The 18,316-nt window shown below is 42.0% G+C and carries 16 protein-coding genes; 4 read left to right on the top strand and 12 right to left on the bottom strand.

Features of this window, described 5'->3' with window-relative positions:
* Positions 1-81 precede the first annotated feature (81 nt).
* Positions 82-858: a TrmH family RNA methyltransferase gene (locus PJ15_RS15530; RefSeq protein ID WP_005256759.1), complete on the bottom strand. Its 777-nt coding sequence runs from the start codon at positions 856-858 to the stop codon at positions 82-84.
* Between the two features lie 59 nt (positions 859-917).
* On the bottom strand, positions 918-1,889 hold the full coding sequence (locus PJ15_RS15535; RefSeq protein WP_047432355.1) for a class 1 fructose-bisphosphatase: 972 nt from the start codon (positions 1,887-1,889) through the stop codon (positions 918-920).
* Between the two features lie 177 nt (positions 1,890-2,066).
* On the opposite strand from PJ15_RS15535, the gene PJ15_RS15540 reads away from it, so the two are divergent.
* Positions 2,067-2,252 (top strand): NF038105 family protein, encoded by a 186-nt coding sequence (locus tag PJ15_RS15540; RefSeq protein WP_004771441.1) that lies wholly within the window; start codon positions 2,067-2,069, stop codon positions 2,250-2,252.
* 56 nt (positions 2,253-2,308) lie between these two features.
* Here PJ15_RS15540 and pal read toward each other — a convergent pair whose 3' ends face one another.
* The 10 genes from pal to PJ15_RS15590 all read right to left on the bottom strand — a co-directional run bounded on the left by pal (position 2,309) and on the right by PJ15_RS15590 (position 12,062).
* Complete coding sequence (gene pal / locus PJ15_RS15545) at positions 2,309-2,875, bottom strand: peptidoglycan-associated lipoprotein Pal (protein ID WP_004771442.1); 567 nt, start codon at positions 2,873-2,875, stop codon at positions 2,309-2,311.
* 22 nt (positions 2,876-2,897) lie between these two features.
* The gene (gene tolB, locus PJ15_RS15550) at positions 2,898-4,181 is read right to left on the bottom strand and encodes a Tol-Pal system beta propeller repeat protein TolB (protein WP_047432357.1); all 1,284 of its coding nucleotides are present in this window, start codon (positions 4,179-4,181) and stop codon (positions 2,898-2,900) included.
* Positions 4,182-4,279: 98 nt separating this feature from the next.
* A complete protein-coding gene (tolA, locus tag PJ15_RS15555) occupies positions 4,280-5,695 on the bottom strand; it encodes a cell envelope integrity protein TolA (RefSeq protein ID WP_047432359.1) in 1,416 nt (471 codons plus the stop codon).
* A 3-nt stretch (positions 5,696-5,698) separates the two neighbouring features.
* Positions 5,699-6,151 carry a protein TolR gene (gene tolR / locus PJ15_RS15560; protein ID WP_004771447.1) on the bottom strand — a complete coding sequence of 151 codons (453 nt, stop codon included), beginning with the start codon at positions 6,149-6,151 and terminating at the stop codon, positions 5,699-5,701.
* Positions 6,151-6,849 carry a protein TolQ gene (gene tolQ, locus PJ15_RS15565; protein ID WP_004771450.1) on the bottom strand — a complete coding sequence of 233 codons (699 nt, stop codon included), beginning with the start codon at positions 6,847-6,849 and terminating at the stop codon, positions 6,151-6,153. Before tolQ ends, tolR begins: the two co-directional genes overlap by 1 nt.
* A gap of 24 nt (positions 6,850-6,873) precedes the next feature.
* A complete protein-coding gene (gene ybgC / locus PJ15_RS15570) occupies positions 6,874-7,281 on the bottom strand; it encodes a tol-pal system-associated acyl-CoA thioesterase (protein ID WP_004771451.1) in 408 nt (135 codons plus the stop codon).
* Between the two features lie 210 nt (positions 7,282-7,491).
* Positions 7,492-8,826 carry a M20 family metallopeptidase gene (locus tag PJ15_RS15575; protein ID WP_047432362.1) on the bottom strand — a complete coding sequence of 445 codons (1,335 nt, stop codon included), beginning with the start codon at positions 8,824-8,826 and terminating at the stop codon, positions 7,492-7,494.
* Between the two features lie 204 nt (positions 8,827-9,030).
* Complete coding sequence (gene ruvB, locus PJ15_RS15580) at positions 9,031-10,035, bottom strand: Holliday junction branch migration DNA helicase RuvB (RefSeq protein WP_004771455.1); 1,005 nt, start codon at positions 10,033-10,035, stop codon at positions 9,031-9,033.
* A gap of 7 nt (positions 10,036-10,042) precedes the next feature.
* Positions 10,043-10,648 (bottom strand): Holliday junction branch migration protein RuvA, encoded by a 606-nt coding sequence (gene ruvA / locus PJ15_RS15585; RefSeq protein ID WP_004771457.1) that lies wholly within the window; start codon positions 10,646-10,648, stop codon positions 10,043-10,045.
* Between the two features lie 73 nt (positions 10,649-10,721).
* Positions 10,722-12,062: a deoxyguanosinetriphosphate triphosphohydrolase gene (locus PJ15_RS15590; RefSeq protein WP_047432366.1), complete on the bottom strand. Its 1,341-nt coding sequence runs from the start codon at positions 12,060-12,062 to the stop codon at positions 10,722-10,724.
* A 309-nt stretch (positions 12,063-12,371) separates the two neighbouring features.
* Between PJ15_RS15590 and PJ15_RS18870 the strand changes: the two genes are divergently transcribed.
* The 3 genes from PJ15_RS18870 (at position 12,372) to PJ15_RS15605 (ending at position 18,289) form a co-directional block, all read left to right on the top strand.
* A complete protein-coding gene (locus PJ15_RS18870; protein ID WP_047432369.1) occupies positions 12,372-12,776 on the top strand; it encodes a hypothetical protein in 405 nt (134 codons plus the stop codon).
* A 395-nt stretch (positions 12,777-13,171) separates the two neighbouring features.
* Positions 13,172-17,002: a phosphoribosylformylglycinamidine synthase gene (gene purL, locus PJ15_RS15600; protein WP_047432371.1), complete on the top strand. Its 3,831-nt coding sequence runs from the start codon at positions 13,172-13,174 to the stop codon at positions 17,000-17,002.
* Between the two features lie 75 nt (positions 17,003-17,077).
* Complete coding sequence (locus PJ15_RS15605) at positions 17,078-18,289, top strand: multidrug effflux MFS transporter (RefSeq protein WP_047432373.1); 1,212 nt, start codon at positions 17,078-17,080, stop codon at positions 18,287-18,289.
* Positions 18,290-18,316 lie beyond the last annotated feature (27 nt).

Raw genomic sequence — 18,316 nt, forward strand, 5'->3', positions numbered from 1 at the left:
CGTTGACAACTTAAGCAATTATTTTTAGTAGTGTAATAGATTTTCCCAGTAAAAAACGCGTATTTAAAATAAAATAACGTTTTACTGACGTTGGCGCACCATTTCAAAGAAGCAGACTGAACCTGCAATTGCAACGTTCAAAGATTCTTGGCCACCCGGTTGAGGAATCGTCACTGCTTGAGCGTGTTCTAGGGCATAGTCACTGGCACCTTGACCTTCATTACCCAAAATCCATACACATGCTTGAGTCAAATCTTGTGTGTATAAGCTGGTTGAACGGTGTGAACTGGTCACAAAGACAGGAATGTCAAACTTTGGAAGTAGATCACTGAGTTGAAAATTTTCAAAACAAGTTAGGCTGAAGTGTGCACCCATACCTGCACGTAATACACGTGGTGACCACAATGATGCAGAGCCTTGAGTACAAATCACTTGCTTAATATTTGCAGCAGCCGCAGAACGTAGAAGTGTGCCGACATTTCCTGGATCCTGAACATTTTCCAGAATGAGTGTATCTGCATTAAAATCAATTGTGACTGAACTTTTAGGAAGATCAACAATGGCTAAGCAAGGTAGCGTAGTGCCTAAAGTACTTAAATCTTTGTAAAGTACTTCACTAATAACAAAAATATGGCCTTGATGTAATTCGATGACTTGTTGTAATTCAGGGTGATTCAGTGCTTGTTCGGTCGTAAATAGAGAAAAGATTTTTTTCTGCTGTTGTAACCAAGCCAGACAAAGATGTGTACCTTCCAGAACCGTTTGCTGATGCTTTTTTCGGGCGCTGTTCAGCTCGATCAGCCCACGCAAATGTTTGATCTTTGCATTGTCTTTTGATTCTAGAAAAATAACTGCCATAAGATAAACATCCAAAAGGGCATTATAAATAGTTGATAATGCCCTAATTATAAAATTAATTAGTGATAGCTGGTTACGCGTTCAACTTCGTTCTTAGAACCAATAATGACTGGAACACGTTGGTGTAATTCTGTTGGTTGGATATCCAGAATACGAACACGACCTGTTGTAGACGCACCACCTGCCTGTTCAATCAGCATACTCATTGGGTTTGCTTCATACATCAAACGTAAACGACCTGCTTTTTTAGGGTCTTTCAAGTCATAAGGGTAAAGGAAAATACCGCCACGGCATAAGATACGGTGAATGTCACCGACCATGCATGCAACCCAGCGCATATTGAAGTCTTTTTCACGCACTGATGTTTTACCAGCAAGTAGCTCATCAATATAGCGTTTCACTGGATTTTCCCAATGACGTTGGTTAGATGAGTTGATTGCAAATTCTTGTGTATCTGCTGAAACTTGAACTTTTTCAGAAGTTAATAAGAAGCTTTGTGTGGTTGGATCAAAAGTAAAGAATACAACGCCTGCGCCAACAGTCAGTGCGAGCATAGTTGATGGGCCATAAAGTACATAACCCGCAGCAACTTGTTCCGTCCCTGCTTGCATGAAATCAGCAGCTTGTGTGATTGTATTTTTTGCAGGAAGGATAGAGAAAATCGTACCCACACACATATTGATGTCGATATTGCTTGAACCATCTAATGGATCGAATAAAACTAAATATTTGCCATTTTCTTGAGCAGGAGTGAAGTCATCTAATTCTTCTGAAGCCAAGCCACCCACTTGTGGATGAACTTTTAATGCATCAATCAGGTAATCATTCGAAATGACATCTAGTTTTTTCTGCGTTTCACCCTGAACATTTTCATTGCCAGCGCTGCCTAAAACACCCGCTAAAGCACCTTTTTGTAATGCTTGATCAATCGTCTGGCAAGTTGCTGCAATTGTTTCGATGACTTGTGCCAACTCTGGAGTCAAATTCCCATTTTGTTGTTCTAGGTATTGGGTCAAAGTAAGGTTTGACATATTGAATAGCTCCGATTTAGCCGTGTCAAAAATTGATAAAAATGAATGTGGCTATTCTAGATGAGAACGCCCAAAAATAAAAATTATCTTACTTTATTTATGTTGCTTTTATGATTACAAGTAAGCCATTACATGCTATGTTGGACGGATACTAGACAGGATGTTTGGAGATTAAAGATGTCAACCAAGAATTTTGACGCAACTCCTACGCCAAGCGAACCTATTAGTTTAGAAACGATTTCTAAAGAGAAGGTGCAAGAGGCTTGGAAAGAGTATGAGGCGAAGCCAGAATACAAAGAGTTCAACAAGCACGATATGATTGAATCGATGCAAACCAAGACCGATGCTCAATCTACGTCTTGATCGAAAATAAAAATGCTCACCTAAAGTGAGCATTTTTATTTAAAGCATTCACACGATTATTTTAATAATGGTGGAACAGCTTCGTAGTTAATTTCTACGCGGCGGTTTTCTTTCCATGCAGCTTCGTTGTGACCTGCATTGACAGGAGATTCTTTGCCATAGCTTACTGCTTCAAGCTGTTGCGGGTTGACACCATTGGTGATCAAGAAGCTTTCAACCGCTTTGGCACGACGCTCGCCAAGCGCCATGTTGTATTCACGTGTACCACGTTCATCTGTGTGGCCTGTAAGGGCAACACGAGAGTTCGCATTGGCTACAAGGAACTGAGCATGTGCTTGCAATGTTTGATAATCTTCGTTTGATAAGTCACTGCTGTCATAGTTGAAGTGAACAACACGTTTCGCTAAAAATGCTTTATTTGCAGCAGTTACACCTTTTGAAGATGCACCCGCAAGGTTTTGTGCATTTAAAGCTGCATCTTCACTTAAACCATCGGTGCTTACAGTTGATGAACCGTTTGGTGTATTGCCCGCAGTAATTTCAGCAGCAGGTTTACGGCTTGCACAACCCGTGAAAACGAGTGTTGCAGCAATAAGTGGAAGCGTTAAATATTTAATGTTCATACGATTCTCCAATCGATTAAATTTATTTTGGTGCCCAAGCTGGTTCACGAACTTCACCTTGTTCGCTTGGTAAATTCATGCGGAAACGACCGTCAGTAGACATGACTGATAAAAGACCACGATTTCCTTCACGCGTTGCGTAAACGACCATTTGGCCATTTGGCGAGAAACTTGGTGATTCATCTAAACTGGTTGGTGTGAGAATATTGGTAATACCTGTGTTGATATCCTGAATGGCAACTTTATAGTTACTGCCGCTTGGACGATGGACAAGGGCAATCATTTTACCATCTGCGCTTAATGTGCCGCGTGCATTAAATGCACCTTTGAAGGTTAGACGTTTGACTGAACTGTCATCAAAGCTATAACGATAAATCTGTGGTGAACCACCGCGATCCGATGTAAAGATGAATGACTTGCCATCTGGTGAGTAGCGCGCTTCAGTATCAATCGCAGAGTCATTGGTCATGCGTTGTACTTGGCGAGTACTTAAATCCATTTGATAAACTTCAGGATTGCCGTGCATAGAAGCGGTAAATAACATTGATTTACCATCTGGCGAGAAACTTGGTGCGCCATTCAAGCCACGGAAACTGGCTAAAACTTCGCGTTGTCCTGTCGCTAAATCTTGTAGGTAAATTGCTGGTCGTTTAGTTTCGAAAGAAACATAGGCAATTTTCTTGGCATCAGGTGTCCAAGCCGGAGAGAGGATTGGATCACGTGATGACAGCACTGTTTTAGGTTGTTCGCCATCCGTATCTGCAATTTGTAAAGTATAACGTTGAGCTGGTGTTGCCTGATTACGTAATACATAGGCAATACGACCGCTAAAGTCACCCGCAATACCCGTTAAGGCTTGATAAATCGTATCACTGATCAGATGTCCAGCTTGACGTACGCGCGAGCGAGGCACAGTGAGTACTTCATTGAGTAAATATTGTTGTTTTTGTACATCGTACAATTGGTAGTGAATTTCAAATGTATTGGCATCAACAGCCTTCATTTGACCCACAACAACATAAGGTACACCTGCATTTTGCCAATCACCTGCCTGTACCTGATTTAGGCTGGCAGTTGCAGGTAAATTTTGAGATGCACTAGTAAAACGGCCTGAGCGATTCAAGTCGCTTTCCACAATTGGATAGATCGCATTGTCATTTGCAAATGGGATAATCGCAATTTTTGGTGCTTGTTCAGGTGCTTTTGCAATTTCAAGATGTAATTGAGCGAAAGTTGCTGTTGGAACAACTGTGCTAATTGCAGCAAAAACTGCTAAAGAGAGGAGGTGTTTACGAGTCTTGTCCATAGTTACAATTACTTGCGTCGTATTTTTGTGGCTGTTGATTATTTAACATAGTTACATGCTTTGTGCTATTAAAAGCATGTAACGTTAACTATTCATTACTATTTTGCAGTAAAACTTGAAGTAAAGCTTCTTGCTTCACGGCGTGCTACTGGATCATCTGGCATTGGATAAGGTGCAGCAGCACGAACCGCAGCTTCTACACTTGCTTTCACATCAGGATCACTCGCAGAAACAACAACAGATAAAACAGCTCCGCTATCACTCAAGGTGACACGCGCACTGGCACGCTGACCTGATGAACCCGATGGCATGTTCCATGCACGATAGATTTTTTGTTCAAAATCTCGTTTAGCTGTTGATGCAATTCGTTTTGCATCCGCTTTCTTCTGGGCAGCATCCTGTTCAGCTTTTTTTGCAGCAGCAGCTTTTGCATCCGCTTCTGCTTCTGCTTTACGTTTCGCATCGGCCTCAGCTTTGGCTTTTGCATCCGCATCGGCCTTGCGTTTAGCATCTGCGTCGGCTTTCGCTTTGGCATCTGCGTCAGCTTTACGTTTTGCATCCGCATCGGCTTTACGTTTAGCGTCTGCGTCAGCTTTGCGTTTGGCATCTGTGTCGGCTTTCGCTTTGGCATCTGCGTCGGCTTTGCGTTTGGCATCTGCATCAGCTTTGCGTTTAGCATCTGCATCAGCTTTACGTTTTGCATCTGCATCAGCTTTACGTTTTGCATCCGCGTCGGCTTTCGCTTTAGCATCTGCCTCAGCTTTGCGTTTGGCATCCGCATCGGCTTTGCGTTTTGCATCCGCTTCAGCTTTCGCTTTGGCATCTGCATCGGCTTTACGTTTTGCGTCTGCGTCAGCTTTACGTTTTGCGTCTGCGTCAGCTTTACGTTTCGCTTCTTGCTGAGCTTGAAGTTTTGCGTTTTCAGCTGCTTTCTGCTGTTTTAACTTCGCATCTTGCTCGGCTTTCTGGCGTGCTTTGGCATCGGCTTCAGCTTTCGCACTTTGTTCAGCTCTGCGTTTTGCTTCAGCTTCAGTTTTTGCCTTGGCATCAGCTTGACGTTTTGTTTCAGCATCGGCACGTTGTTTTTGTGCCTGTGCTTCTGCAAGTTTACGCTGTTCTTCGACTTGCTTGGCACGAGCAGCTTCATCGGCTTTACGTTTTTGTTCAGCTAATTTTGCTTGCTGTGCTTGTTCCACCTTTTGTTTTTCAGCTGCAAGTTGTTGTGCAGTTGGTGGTGGAGGGGCTACAGGAATATTTTCAGGTAAGGTCGGATCTACATTTGGACTGACCACTTCTGGTGCTTGTTTATCAGCAGTGACTTGCTGTTCAGGCTGCTGAAGCGATTGAGGTAAATCTTCTGGCTTCACCAAAATAGTGGTGAGTTTTTTAGGCTCTTCTGGTGGTTTACTCAAGCCTAAAAACAGTAAGCCAACAATCGCGATTGCATGAACACCGAGTGTGAAACCCAGTGCAATCGCATTTTGCTTAAAAGGCGGCTCTTGAAATTTTTTCATAGCTTATTTTAACGGCTCGGTCAGTAAGCCAACTTGAGTTAGGCCTGCTTCTTGTAGACTCGCCATAAGTGAAACCACTTCACCATAAGGACGAGATTTATCACCATTCACGAGAACAGTCAGTTGCTTATTTTCTTGTTCAGCTTGAGTTTGAGCTTCACTTAAAAGCGTTTCAAGCTGTTCCAGTGATAGTGGCTCACTGCCTTTGTGTTCTTGATACTGTAAAAAGATATTGCCATCTTTGCCAATGGTGACCATCGCTGGCATATCTTTAGATTCAATAGGGTGGTTATTGGCTTGAGGTAAATCTACTTTGATACCACTGGTGATCATGGGTGCGGTCACCATAAAAATAACCAGGAGTACTAACATGACGTCGATATAAGGAACGACGTTCATATCGCTTTTCAGTGGTTTTTTAATCCGCTCAAAACGTCCAGATCTTTGAATCGCCATTATGCATCTTCCTGTGTCGTTCCAATCGCTTGACGCTGTAAAAGAGCAACCATTTCTTCTGCAAATAAGGCACGGTCTGAATAGATCGATTCGCCTTTGGCTGTGTAGTGGTTAAATGCAAGTACCGCTGGAATTGCAGCAAATAAACCGATTGCTGTAGCAATGAGCGCTTCGGCAATACCCGGTGCAACTGTTGCCAACGTAACTTGATCCACCGCAGCCAGACCGATGAAGGCATTCATAATGCCCCAAACAGTACCAAATAAACCAATATAAGGTGCAACAGAACCAATGCTGGCAAGTGCACCTAAGCCTTGTTCTAAACCACCTTGATCACGGCTTAAACCGACACGAAGGATACGTTCAGTGCCTTCGATGGTTTGATTGGTATCTGCTTTACGTTTTTGTAATTTGAAAAACTCACCCAACCCTTGATAGAAGATGTCTTCTAAACCACGACGTTTAGAGTTGAGTTGAGCATTATTATAAAGGGTATTTAATTCGGCACCTGACCAGAACATCTTTTGAAAATGCTCATCATCTTGTCCTGCTTTTTTGAAGCCCATATGCAATTTGGCGATTAGATACCAGCTATAAATTGAAGCGAGTAATAAAATCAGCATGACCAGTTGTACAACAGGACTTGCTTGCAAAATAAGGTCGGAGATGTGTAGAGAAGATTCTAAATTAGTTGCCATAAGTTACTGTGCCGAAAGTTTATTTTAGTCCTGTGCCAATTCTTTTTGAATCAGGTCACGAATTTCATCAGGAAGTCGCCGTGGCATTAACTCTTTATTTAAACATGCCAACACAACCTCACCTGAAGCCAGCAAGATTTCACCACGATAAATATTTTGTTGCAACACAAATGATGCGGCTTTACACGAAATAACACGTGCTGTAACGGTAATTAAGTCATCCATTAATATAGGTCGTACATATTTGACCTGAATCTGGTGCACAACGAAGTTGTAATCTTGTTGATGCCAGTAGTGATCAACTCCAGCAGCACGTAACCATTCAGTGCGCGCACGTTCCATAAAACGGATATGGTTGGCATGGTAGACGATACCACCTGCATCTGTATCTTCGATATAAACACGAATTTTAAATTCAAAATGATTCGCCATGAGAGTATTCCGTTCTAGTTCACTATAGGGCTTTATATTTAAAAATATGACTGCTAAATAAAACATCAGTTCTATTCAACGTCATAGACCTGCTTTAAATACGGGGCAGTTTAGCAGATTGCATACTAAGTCCTATGGCACAACCTTTCAATTGCGATTGCGGTCTTTATTGTCTAAAACGGGACGCTCTATAACTTATATGTTGTTAAGTTAAGACGGTTTCCATGCGGCCTGAACTTGTTTCGCGATTTCTGGATAATCTAAGATGAATCTTACATGCAGCTCTGTTCCTGTTTTTAAGGCTTTATCATCGACGATAAAATAGGGGCTATGGTTCGGCGCGGCTTGACTTAAGTCCTGATTTTCAGGTGTCGCACCTAAGAAAACAAAGAAGGACGGCATTAATTTTCCATAATAGGCAAAATCCTCACTGGCACTTGCATTATGGTCCATCAGATGAAGTTTCGAATCTCCGACAGCTTTGGTCAATGTTGGCTGAATAAGTTGAGTGAGTGCCTTGTTATTCATTGTTACTGGAGCATAAGGCGCAATCTCAACTTTGGCCGTTACATCATTGGCCTGAGCATTATGTTCAACAAGTGTCGGTAAACTTTTTAAGATGTTGTCTCGTATCTGTTCGTTATTGGAGCGAATGGTACCAATCATATTAACTTGATCAGGAATGATGTTTCCGGCCGTTCCACCTTGAATATTACCAATACTGATGACGCCCATGCCTTGAGTCAGATCGGTTCTTCGACTAATAAGGCTTTGTATATTGTTAATCATTTGAGCTGACGCATAAATCGGATCTCTACCTAACCAAGGGGTGGAACCATGAACTTGTTTGCCGTTGACTTGAATACGTAAATGATCTGCACTGTTTAAAATGGCACCATCTTTATAGTAGAGATGTCCGCTTTTCATACCAGACATAACATGCATACCAAAAATAGCTTCTGGCTTATCGTCTTTAAATGCTCCATCCGCGATCATTTTTCTTGAGCCGATTTGATCGCCGTGTGTGAAATTATCGATATCTGCGCCACCTTCTTCGGCGGGTTGAAATACAAAAACGACTGTGCCTGATATTTTATCTTTGTTGGCTGCCAGAATTTTTGCTGCGCCTAAGAGCATTGCAGTGTGAGCATCGTGTCCACAAGCATGCATCACATAAGTCTCTTTACCTTGATAGATTGCTTTTTGTTTGCTGGCAAAGGGAACGCCACTTTTTTCCTGCATCGGTAAAGCATCCATATCCGCTCTAAGCGCCATGACTGGACCGGGTTTATCGCCTTTTAAGATGCCAATGACTCCTGTTTTTGCATAACCTGTTTTGACTTGAATGCCATAAGATTTCAATTCTTTTTGAACAAGCTCAGATGTTTTAAATTCCATATTGCCAAGTTCGGGGTGCTCATGGATGTGTTGTCTTAACTGAATAACCTGATTTTCATTTTGTTGTGCGGCATCTTTTATCCAATCTGCCATACTGAGTTGACTCACGAGGGCGAGTGGAAGTAATAAAGTGGCTTTCTTATACATATCCTTATCCTAAAAATTATTGTTTATCAGATTTACGTTGTATTTTTCTTATAATGCAGTTCTTGAAAATATTAAAAAATCAATAAGGTATAAATAAAGACTTAAAAGGTATAGAGTCGCTAATTTGTTGATAATAAAATTATTATTTTGCTTTAGGGAGAAGGTTCAAATTAAAAAAAAGAAGAGAGAACTCTCTTCTTTCGCTTAATTGTTTGACTCAGGCGGTGTCATACCAAACTGTAAATACGCCATATTGGTGGCAATACGACCGCGAGCAGTCCGCATCACATAACCTTGCTGAATCAAATATGGCTCAATCACATCTTCCAGTGTTCCGCTGTCTTCTGCCATCGCTGCGGCTAATGCTTCAACACCTGTCGGTCGTCCTTCAAAACGTTCCAGTAACATACTGAGATAACGTCGATCTAGCGTATCTAAGCCTGCTTTATCAACATTGAGCATGTCCAAAGCGCGTTGTGCCATGTCTTGAGTCACTTCACCTGTGCCTTTGACTTGCGCATAGTCACGAACACGACGTAATAGACGGTTGGCAATACGCGGTGTACCGCGTGCACGGCGGGCGATTTCTGTTGAGCCTTCATGAGTAATCGGCACATCCATCAAGTTGGCAGAACGTGTCACGATATGCGTCAAGTCCTCAACCGAATAGAACTCTAATCGTTGCACGATCCCGAAACGGTCACGTAATGGCGAAGTCAACAAACCTGCACGTGTTGTTGCCGCAACTAAAGTAAATGCAGGTAGATCCAGCTTGATTGAGCGGGCAGCAGGGCCTTCACCAATCATAATATCCAGTTGATAGTCTTCCATCGCAGGATAGAGGATTTCTTCAATCACAGGTGAAAGACGATGAATTTCGTCAATAAACAGAACATCACCTTCTTCCAGATTGGTCAGCATGGCAGCCAAATCGCCAGCACGTTCTAACACTGGGCCAGAAGTCGACTTTAAATTACCGCCCATTTCGCGCGCAATAATATTTGCCAAGGTGGTTTTACCCAAGCCCGGCGGGCCAAAGATCAGGGTATGATCAAGTGCCTCACCACGACCACGGGCCGCGCCAATGAAGATTTCCATTTGCTCACGCACCACAGGCTGACCGATATAATCAGCCAAAGACGTGGGACGAATGGCACGATCAAAATGATCTTCAGGTTTCTCTGTTCCGCTAATAAGACGATCTTGCATATATCTATTACTTCATCATGGATTTAAGCGCAGCACGGATAATGTCGGCTGACTCAGTATAATCTGCTTTGACGGCTGCAACGGCTTTTTGTGCTTCAGCTGGTTTATAACCGAGCGATTGTAATGCGGCTTCGGCTTCGGCAACAGGTGAGTTTGACATGAACTGGATTTGCGTTGCCGCTGCATTGCTTGAGCCGCCTGTAGGATGGGCCAAGGCTTTAAAGCGATCACGTAATTCAATCATTAAGCGTTCAGCTGTTTTTTTACCTACACCCGGAACTTTAATCAGGGTATTTACATCATCATGTTCAATGGTATGAATCAGCAATTCAACACTCAGGGTTGAAAGAATGCCTAGTGCCATTTTAGGGCCTACACCATTGACTTTGAGTAGCGTGCGGAAAATAGTTTTTTCCTGCGCATCAATAAAGCCATACAATTGCTGTGCATCTTCACGGACAACTAAATGTGTCCATAACGTGACTTTTTGTCCTTTTTGTAATTGGCAAAATGTTGAAAGTGGGGTGTCGATTTCATAGCCAACGCCATTCACGTTCAGTAATACGGTTGGGGCTTCTAGGGCAAACACTTCGCCAATTAAACATCCGATCATGAGTAAAATTTCACTATTTTTTAAAACAATTTAGTTGGTGATTTAAGAGACTAACAGAGCTTAATTTAAGCCTTTAAAAGAATCCTATTTTATTTCCTTGCAACTCTTGCGCCAGACTATAAGCCTGATGGTCAGAGAACTTACTAATAATATCTAAGACTTGCATAATATTATTATAATGGTTGTTTTGCAGATTTACGCCTGAATGTTGCAAAATTGACATTAATCGCTGTTCTTTAAAGCTTAATGTCTTATGTGGCATGGTCAAAGGAATAAATGCATCCAGAATTGTTTGGAGACTTTGATGGGCAATAATCTCTAAACCTGATTTCTGAGGATGTTCAAAAATTCGGTCACGTGCCAGATTTTTCGCCGTTTGAATGCCTGCCTCAATATCTGGTGAGCAATATTGTAATAGGCTACCTTTGAGCTGGCCTGTCAAAATTTCAAAATGATGCTTGGCAAACGCAGTGGTGACTTCATCGACTAAACGCTTCATGACACGACCGCGTAAGGCTGCGATTTTTTGCTGCCAAGTGGTATGCGGTAAATGTAATTCCTCTGGATAGCCATAATCAGCAATCAAATTCAGGAAAATCGGTTCAACTTCAGCATAGTTCAACATATTGAGAATAATGCCATCTTCTAAATCAATTAGCGCATAGCAAATGTCATCAGCTGCTTCTAATAAATAGGTCAAGGGATGACGGCAGTAATGATATTCACCCAGTTGAATCAGGCCGAGCTGTTCAGCCAATTGTTTTAAAATTTCTTTTTCAGATTGATAACAGCCAAATTTTGCCCGTTGATGAGAAGGGGTATCACCTTGTTCTTCAATCGTTTTAGACAGCCACGGATATTTTAAATAAGCACCCAGCGTGGCACAGGTTAGGCGCATACCGCCATCATCAGGGTGATAATCAATCCGGCTAAGCAGGCGAAGTCCTTGAGCATTGCCTTCGAACTGACGTACATCAGCTTCTTCTTCTGGGGTCAGTTTGGTTAGAAAGTCGCGATGTGAAGCATCATCAAACCATTCACGGATTGCGTATTCACCCGCATGGCCAAAGGGGGGATTGCCAATATCATGCGCCAGACACGCCGCCTGAATAATTGCACCGACATCGGCAGGTGAAATCCACATGGGTAATTCATCTTTAATTTTTTCTGCTGCCAGCATACCGAGCGAGCGGCCAATACAAGATACTTCCAGTGAATGAGTTAAGCGGGTGTGAATCCCATCATGTTGGGTAAGCGGATGAACCTGGGTTTTTCTATTCAGTTGTCGAAAGCTTTGGGAAAATATAATTCTGTCGTAATCTTTATGGAATGGGCTACGGGCCAATTCTGTACTGCTTTTTTTACTACCTAAACGAATTGCGGAAAGCAACTCTAACCAACGCATTTGTTCCATTTATCATTATTCACTATGAATTCAGTTTCATCATGCCAAAAAAAAGATTAAAGCACTAGAGTAGGGCGACATGGTTTGGCGTTTAAATTTTTTTTGCGCCTGAGTTAGGATTGCTGTGTTGTAAATAGATGTCTTGAAGTGAAAATAGTAAATTTTGTTAAAAGATTAACCTGTTGGGCATTCCGCCGTATAACGGTGGAACGAGGCAATAATTTTACATTAAGACCTGATCGCTTTGTGGTAATTTTTTAGAGATCAAATGATGAGTGGGAACGTATTAGAATTGAAAAATAGAGCAGGTGGCTAAAAATGAATTTTTTAAAAAGAGCTCAATTGGTTAATGTTATTGTAAATGAAATCATTTATGTGGCTCCAGTTAATTGGTCAAAGATTGTATATTATACAGAGCGACTTCGAGATGAAAAATTTGGGTTAAGAAGTAAAGCTATTGCCGGATGTTGGTTGGGAAATGAAAAGATACCTCATAATAATTCTAAGGGACCACCGTTGAAGTCATCAGTAGAGTTATTTGAAGCTATAGATGCGCTATTCGTATACTCGGAAGAAAATGCAGAAATATGGAGCGGCTTTGGAGTGGCTATTGATCAAAATGGTAAATACATAACTCAGTTTTACTATGAGGAGACTCCACTTTTAGATAATAAAACGGATGAATATAAAGAAAAGCTTGATGCTTTAGCTGCGATAAATTAAATATATTTTATTGCCATGGTTGTGCTCTTTCTGATTGTGTGATAGGTAGATTTTTGTTTAGTTTTATGATTTTAAAGGGGATTTTTTAACTATATCAGAAACCAGTTTGTCTCATTCTACTGTATATTCGGTGGAGCGCGGAAATCGATATGATGTTGTAAAACCAAATAATAAGATCGTAAGTTTGTATTTCGATCAAAATAAAAAGTCTATTTATATAATTCATCGACTTATCAAATTTTACTTGACGAACAGTAGGCTGTTATCAAACAAATTTTGATTATTTTAAGGTAGATATAGCTAGCTGAAATGAGGCTTTCACAGTAGAATATGCGCTCTCTTATAAGTCACATTGTGGTAGGTTCGTTAGACCCGCCCGTGGAGCCAAAGTCAACATGTTTATCGTGGCCGGTGCATCAGCACATTCTTCTTTCAAGAAAGCTCAACTCTTAAATCGCTTAACGTCAATGAGTTCTGTTCAATCTTTTGACAGCCAGTGGGTTTATTTGTTTGATCAAGCGCTCAACGAGCAGCAACATCAATCGGCATTACAACTTTTAAACGATGGTCAATCTTTCGAACTTCGCCAAGCTGCAAGTGATGAAATCCAGATTTTAGTCACCCCGCGTGTAGGAACAATCTCACCGTGGTCATCTAAAGCAACCGATATTTTCAAAAACTGTAATACGCCAATTCATCGCTTAGAACGTGGTCTTTTGTTTACATTGAAAGGTGTAACCGAGATTTCGAATGAAGTAAAACTGGCATTACACGACCGTATGACTGAAAATGTTTTTGCTCAAATCGAAGATGCAAAAGCATTATTCTCGGAAACAGCGCCGAAGCCGTTGAACTCAATTGATATCTTGGGTCAAGGTAAAGAAGCGTTAGTTAAAGCCAACAATGAGTTTGGCTTTGCTTTATCTGAGCAGGAAATTGATTACTTAACCGAAGCATTTACCAAGCTGGGTCGTAATCCGAATGACATCGAGTTGATGATGTTTGCACAGGCAAACTCTGAACATTGTCGTCATAAAATCTTTGGTTCTGAATGGACAATTGATGGCGAAAAACAGCCATTGTCATTGTTCCAGATGATTAAGAATACCTATAAAGAATCTCCGACCGACGTGTTATCGGCATATAAAGATAATGCGTCTGTGATTGTGGGTTATGACACCATGCGTTTTTATCCGAAAGCGGATGAAAATGGTCACTTTGTTTATAAATATAAGAGCCAAGCTGCACATATCCTGATGAAGGTGGAAACCCATAACCACCCAACAGCAATTTCTCCATTTGCGGGTGCTGCAACAGGTTCGGGCGGTGAAATCCGTGACGAAGGTGCAACAGGTCGTGGTGGTAAACCAAAAGCTGGTTTAACAGGCTTTACTGTTTCGAACTTGAATATTCCTGGTTTTGAACAACCTTGGGAAGAAAACTACGGCAAACCTTCACGTATGGCATCGCCATTACAGATCATGATTGAAGGTCCATTGGGTGGTGCGGCATTTAATAACGAATTTGGTCGTCCTGCATTAAATGGTTATTTCCGTACTTTCGAACAGAATGTAAATGGTGAAGTGAAAGGCTTCCATAAGCCAATCATGATCGCTGGTGGCTACGGCAACATTCGTCCTGACCACGTAGAGAAAGATGCGATTCAACCGGGTGACTTGCTCATTGTTTTGGGTGGCCCTGCAATGTTAATCGGTCTTGGTGGCGGTGCAGCGTCTTCTGTAGATAGCGGTACCATGGGTGAAAGTCTTGATTTTGCTTCAGTACAACGTGAAAACCCAGAAATGGAACGCCGTTGCCAAGAAGTCATCGATACTTGCTGGCGTTTAGAAGACTTTAACCCAATCGTGTCTGTACATGACGTGGGTGCGGGTGGTCTATCAAATGCTATGCCTGAACTTGTGAATGATCATGAGTTAGGTGCAGTTCTTAACCTTCGTAAGATTCCATCTTTAGAGCCAGGTATGAGCCCGATGGAAATCTGGTCAAACGAAGCGCAAGAGCGTTATGTACTTGCGATTCGCCCAGAATCTTTAGAACAGTTTGAAGAAATTTGTGCACGTGAGCGTTGTCCGTTTGCGGTGCTTGGTGAAGCAACTGAAGCGCGTCATTTGACCGTAGAAGACCCATTGTTTGAAAATAATGCGGTCGATATCCCGATGCAAGTGATGTTGGGTGGTACGCCACGTATGCAACGTTCGTATGAAACGATCGAGCGTACAGGCAACGACTTTGATGCAGCAAAAGTTGATTTAAAAGATGCGATTTTCCGCGTATTGAAAAATCCTACAGTGGCATCTAAATCGTTCTTGATCACCATTGGTGACCGTTCGATTACGGGTATGGTTGCACGTGACCAGATGGTCGGTCGCTGGCAGGTTCCTGTAGCAGATGCTGCAGTAACGACCACAAGCTTGCAAGGCTTTACCGGTGAAGCAATGGCAATGGGCGAACGTCCACCAGTTGCATTGTTAAATCCAGCAGCATCTGCTCGTTTGGCAGTTGCTGAAGCAATTACCAATATTGCATGTGCAAACATTGAACAAATTAGCGATATTAAACTTTCTGCAAACTGGATGGCTGCTGCTGGTCAAAAAGGAGAAGACCAAGCACTGTTTGAAGGCGTGAAAGCGATTGGTATGGAAATGTGTCCTGCATTAGGCATCGCAATTCCAGTCGGTAAAGACTCACTTTCAATGCGTACCACATGGAATGATGGTGAAGAGAAAGCAGTGACTTCGCCAATGACAGGTGTGATCACTGCATTTGCACCAGTTTTAGATGTACGTAAAACCTTAACGCCTGAGCTTAAAAACCTTGCAGACTCGGTATTGGTTCGTATTGACCTATCTAAAGGGCAGTTCCGTTTAGGTGGTTCGATCCTTGCACAAGTATATAAAGCGATTGGTTCTGTTACACCTGATGTCGATAGTTTTGATGACTTCAAAGCATTCTTTGCCTTGATTCAAGACTGGAACAATCGTGGTGTGATCAAGGCTTACCATGACATCGGTGATGGTGGTTTATTGGCGACTGTTGCTGAAATGATGTTTGCTTCACGCTTAGGTGTTGCATTAGAGAATCAAACCACTGAAAGCTTATTTGCTGAAGAAATTGGTGCAGTACTTCAAATCAAAGCAACTGATTGGGAAGCTTTGCAGGCAGAAATCGCAGCTTCTAGCTTAAAAGATGCAATTGCTGTAGTTGGTCGTGTTAATACAACTGATCAATTGGCTGTTAATGGTTTAACTTTAGAACGTGCTGAATTACAACAAGCATGGGCAGAAGTGTCACACCAAATCCAGCGCTTACGTGACAATGTTGAAACGGCTGATCAAGAATTTGCATTGATTGCAGATAAAAACCACAAAGGTTTGATTGCACAAGCGACTTATGATTTGAATGAGCCTGTTGAAGCGCCGTTTATCAATACACGTCGTCCAAACATGGCAATCTTGCGTGAGCAAGGTGTCAACGGTCATGTTGAAATGGCTGCTGCATTTGACAAAGTTGGCTTCAATACTATCGATGTACACATGAGTGACTTGCTTGCAGGTCGTGTCAGCTTGAGTGATTTCGAAGGTTTAGTGGCGTGTGGCGGCTTCTCATACGGTGACGTGATGGGCGCTGGCGGTGGCTGGGCGAAATCAGTATTGTTCAATGCAAAATTGCGTGATCAATTCGAACAGTTCTTCCATCGTGAGAGCACATTCAGCTTAGGCGTATGTAATGGCTGTCAAATGATGTCGCAACTTGCACCACTGATTCCAGGTGCAGAGCATTGGGGCCGTTTCCACCGTAATACCTCAGAAGTATTTGAAGCACGTGCTGTTAACGTACGCGTAGAAAAATCAGTTTCAGTCTTGCTTGAAGATATGCAAGGTTCGATTTTACCAATCGCTGTTGCGCATGGTGAAGGTCGTCTGGTTGCAACTGAACAGCAAATTGCTGCGTTAAATGCTGAAAACCAAGTGATCTTACGTTATGTGGATAGCTTGGGTAATCCAACTCAGCACTATCCGTTGAACCCGAATGGTTCACCTGAAGCGATTACAGGTCAAACGTCTAAAGATGGTCGTGCAACCGTAATGATGCCGCATCCAGAGCGTAACTTCCGTGCCTTACAGCATTCTTGGAAGCCAGAAGACTGGGCTGAAGATGGTGCTTGGTTACGTATGTTCCGTAATGCACGTAAATTTATTGGTTAATTAAATCCATGCAATAAGCCACCGTCAGGTGGCTTATTTAATTCAATATAAAATAATGATCAATGGACAAGAAAAATGAAATCAAAAATCCATTTCCACGAATTCGCATTACTGATGGCATTGTTAATGTCCATCGTTTCTTTCTCTATTGATGCTGTTTTACCCGCATTGGGTGAAATTGGCCGAGTTTTTACCCTGCAAAATAGCAATCAGGCACAGTGGGTCATCATTAGTATTTTCTCAGGAATGACCATCGGGCAACTGATTGCAGGGCCATTGTCTGATGCAATTGGACGAAAACGAATTTTATTTACAGGCATCGTGATCTATTTTTTAGGAAGCTTGTTGTGCTATTCCACCCAAAGTTTTGAATGGTTCTTGGTCGGGCGTTTTATTCAGGGTGTAGGTGTTTCTGGGCCGTATGTTGCTTCGATTTCTATTGTTCGGGATAAATATAGTGGTGCACAAATGGCACGCATCATGTCTTTGATCATGATGGTATTTATGGTCGCACCTGCGATTGCACCCAGTTTGGGACAACTGATTATTCATTTCTTCGGTTGGCGCGATATTTTTGTGTTGTATATGGTCTATGCCATAGCTGTTGGAGCTTGGGTCGCTTTAAGGCTAGAAGAAACTTTAGTGCCTGAAAATCGTTTGCCGATGCGTGTACAAGCATTTAAAGATGGCTTCAAAGAAGTGGTGAGCAATAAAACCACCATGAGTTATTTGCTATGTGCAGGTTTTTGTTTTGGCGGTTTTATTGGATATCTTGGGACTTCACAACAAATCTTTATGCAGCAATTTGGCAAAACAGGGCAGGAATTTAGTGCCTACTTTGCGTTATTAGCAGGTGTGATGGGGATTGCTTCCTTTACTAATTCTAGAATTGTCATGAAGTTTGGGATGCGTCCTATTTGTATTTATGGCTTTCTTGGCCTATGTTTAATTTCATTGCTGTTCCTCATCGTTCAGCTTGCCGGTATTGCCGTTTCATTCTGGATGTTTATGTTGTATGCCTGCATTTTGTTTTTATTGTTTGGAACACTGTTTGGCAATCTCAATGCGATTGCAATGGAACCGATGGGGCATGTGGCAGGGATGGCTTCGGCGATTATTGGAGCATCTTCATCTGTACTTTCGTTAATTCTCGCTTCGATTATTGGGCAGCTTTATAACGGTACCTTGATTCCGATGACCAGTGGCTTTGTGATTTTGTGTGGTTTGGCTTTTGCGATGACACTGTACGAGAGAAGGCAGTTAAAAATATTAAGTTCTGATAGTTAAGTCGTTGATGCTCGGAAGATAAGAAAA

Source organism: Acinetobacter sp. neg1, assembly GCF_000788125.1.
In the GTDB taxonomy this organism is placed as follows: domain Bacteria; phylum Pseudomonadota; class Gammaproteobacteria; order Pseudomonadales; family Moraxellaceae; genus Acinetobacter; species Acinetobacter vivianii.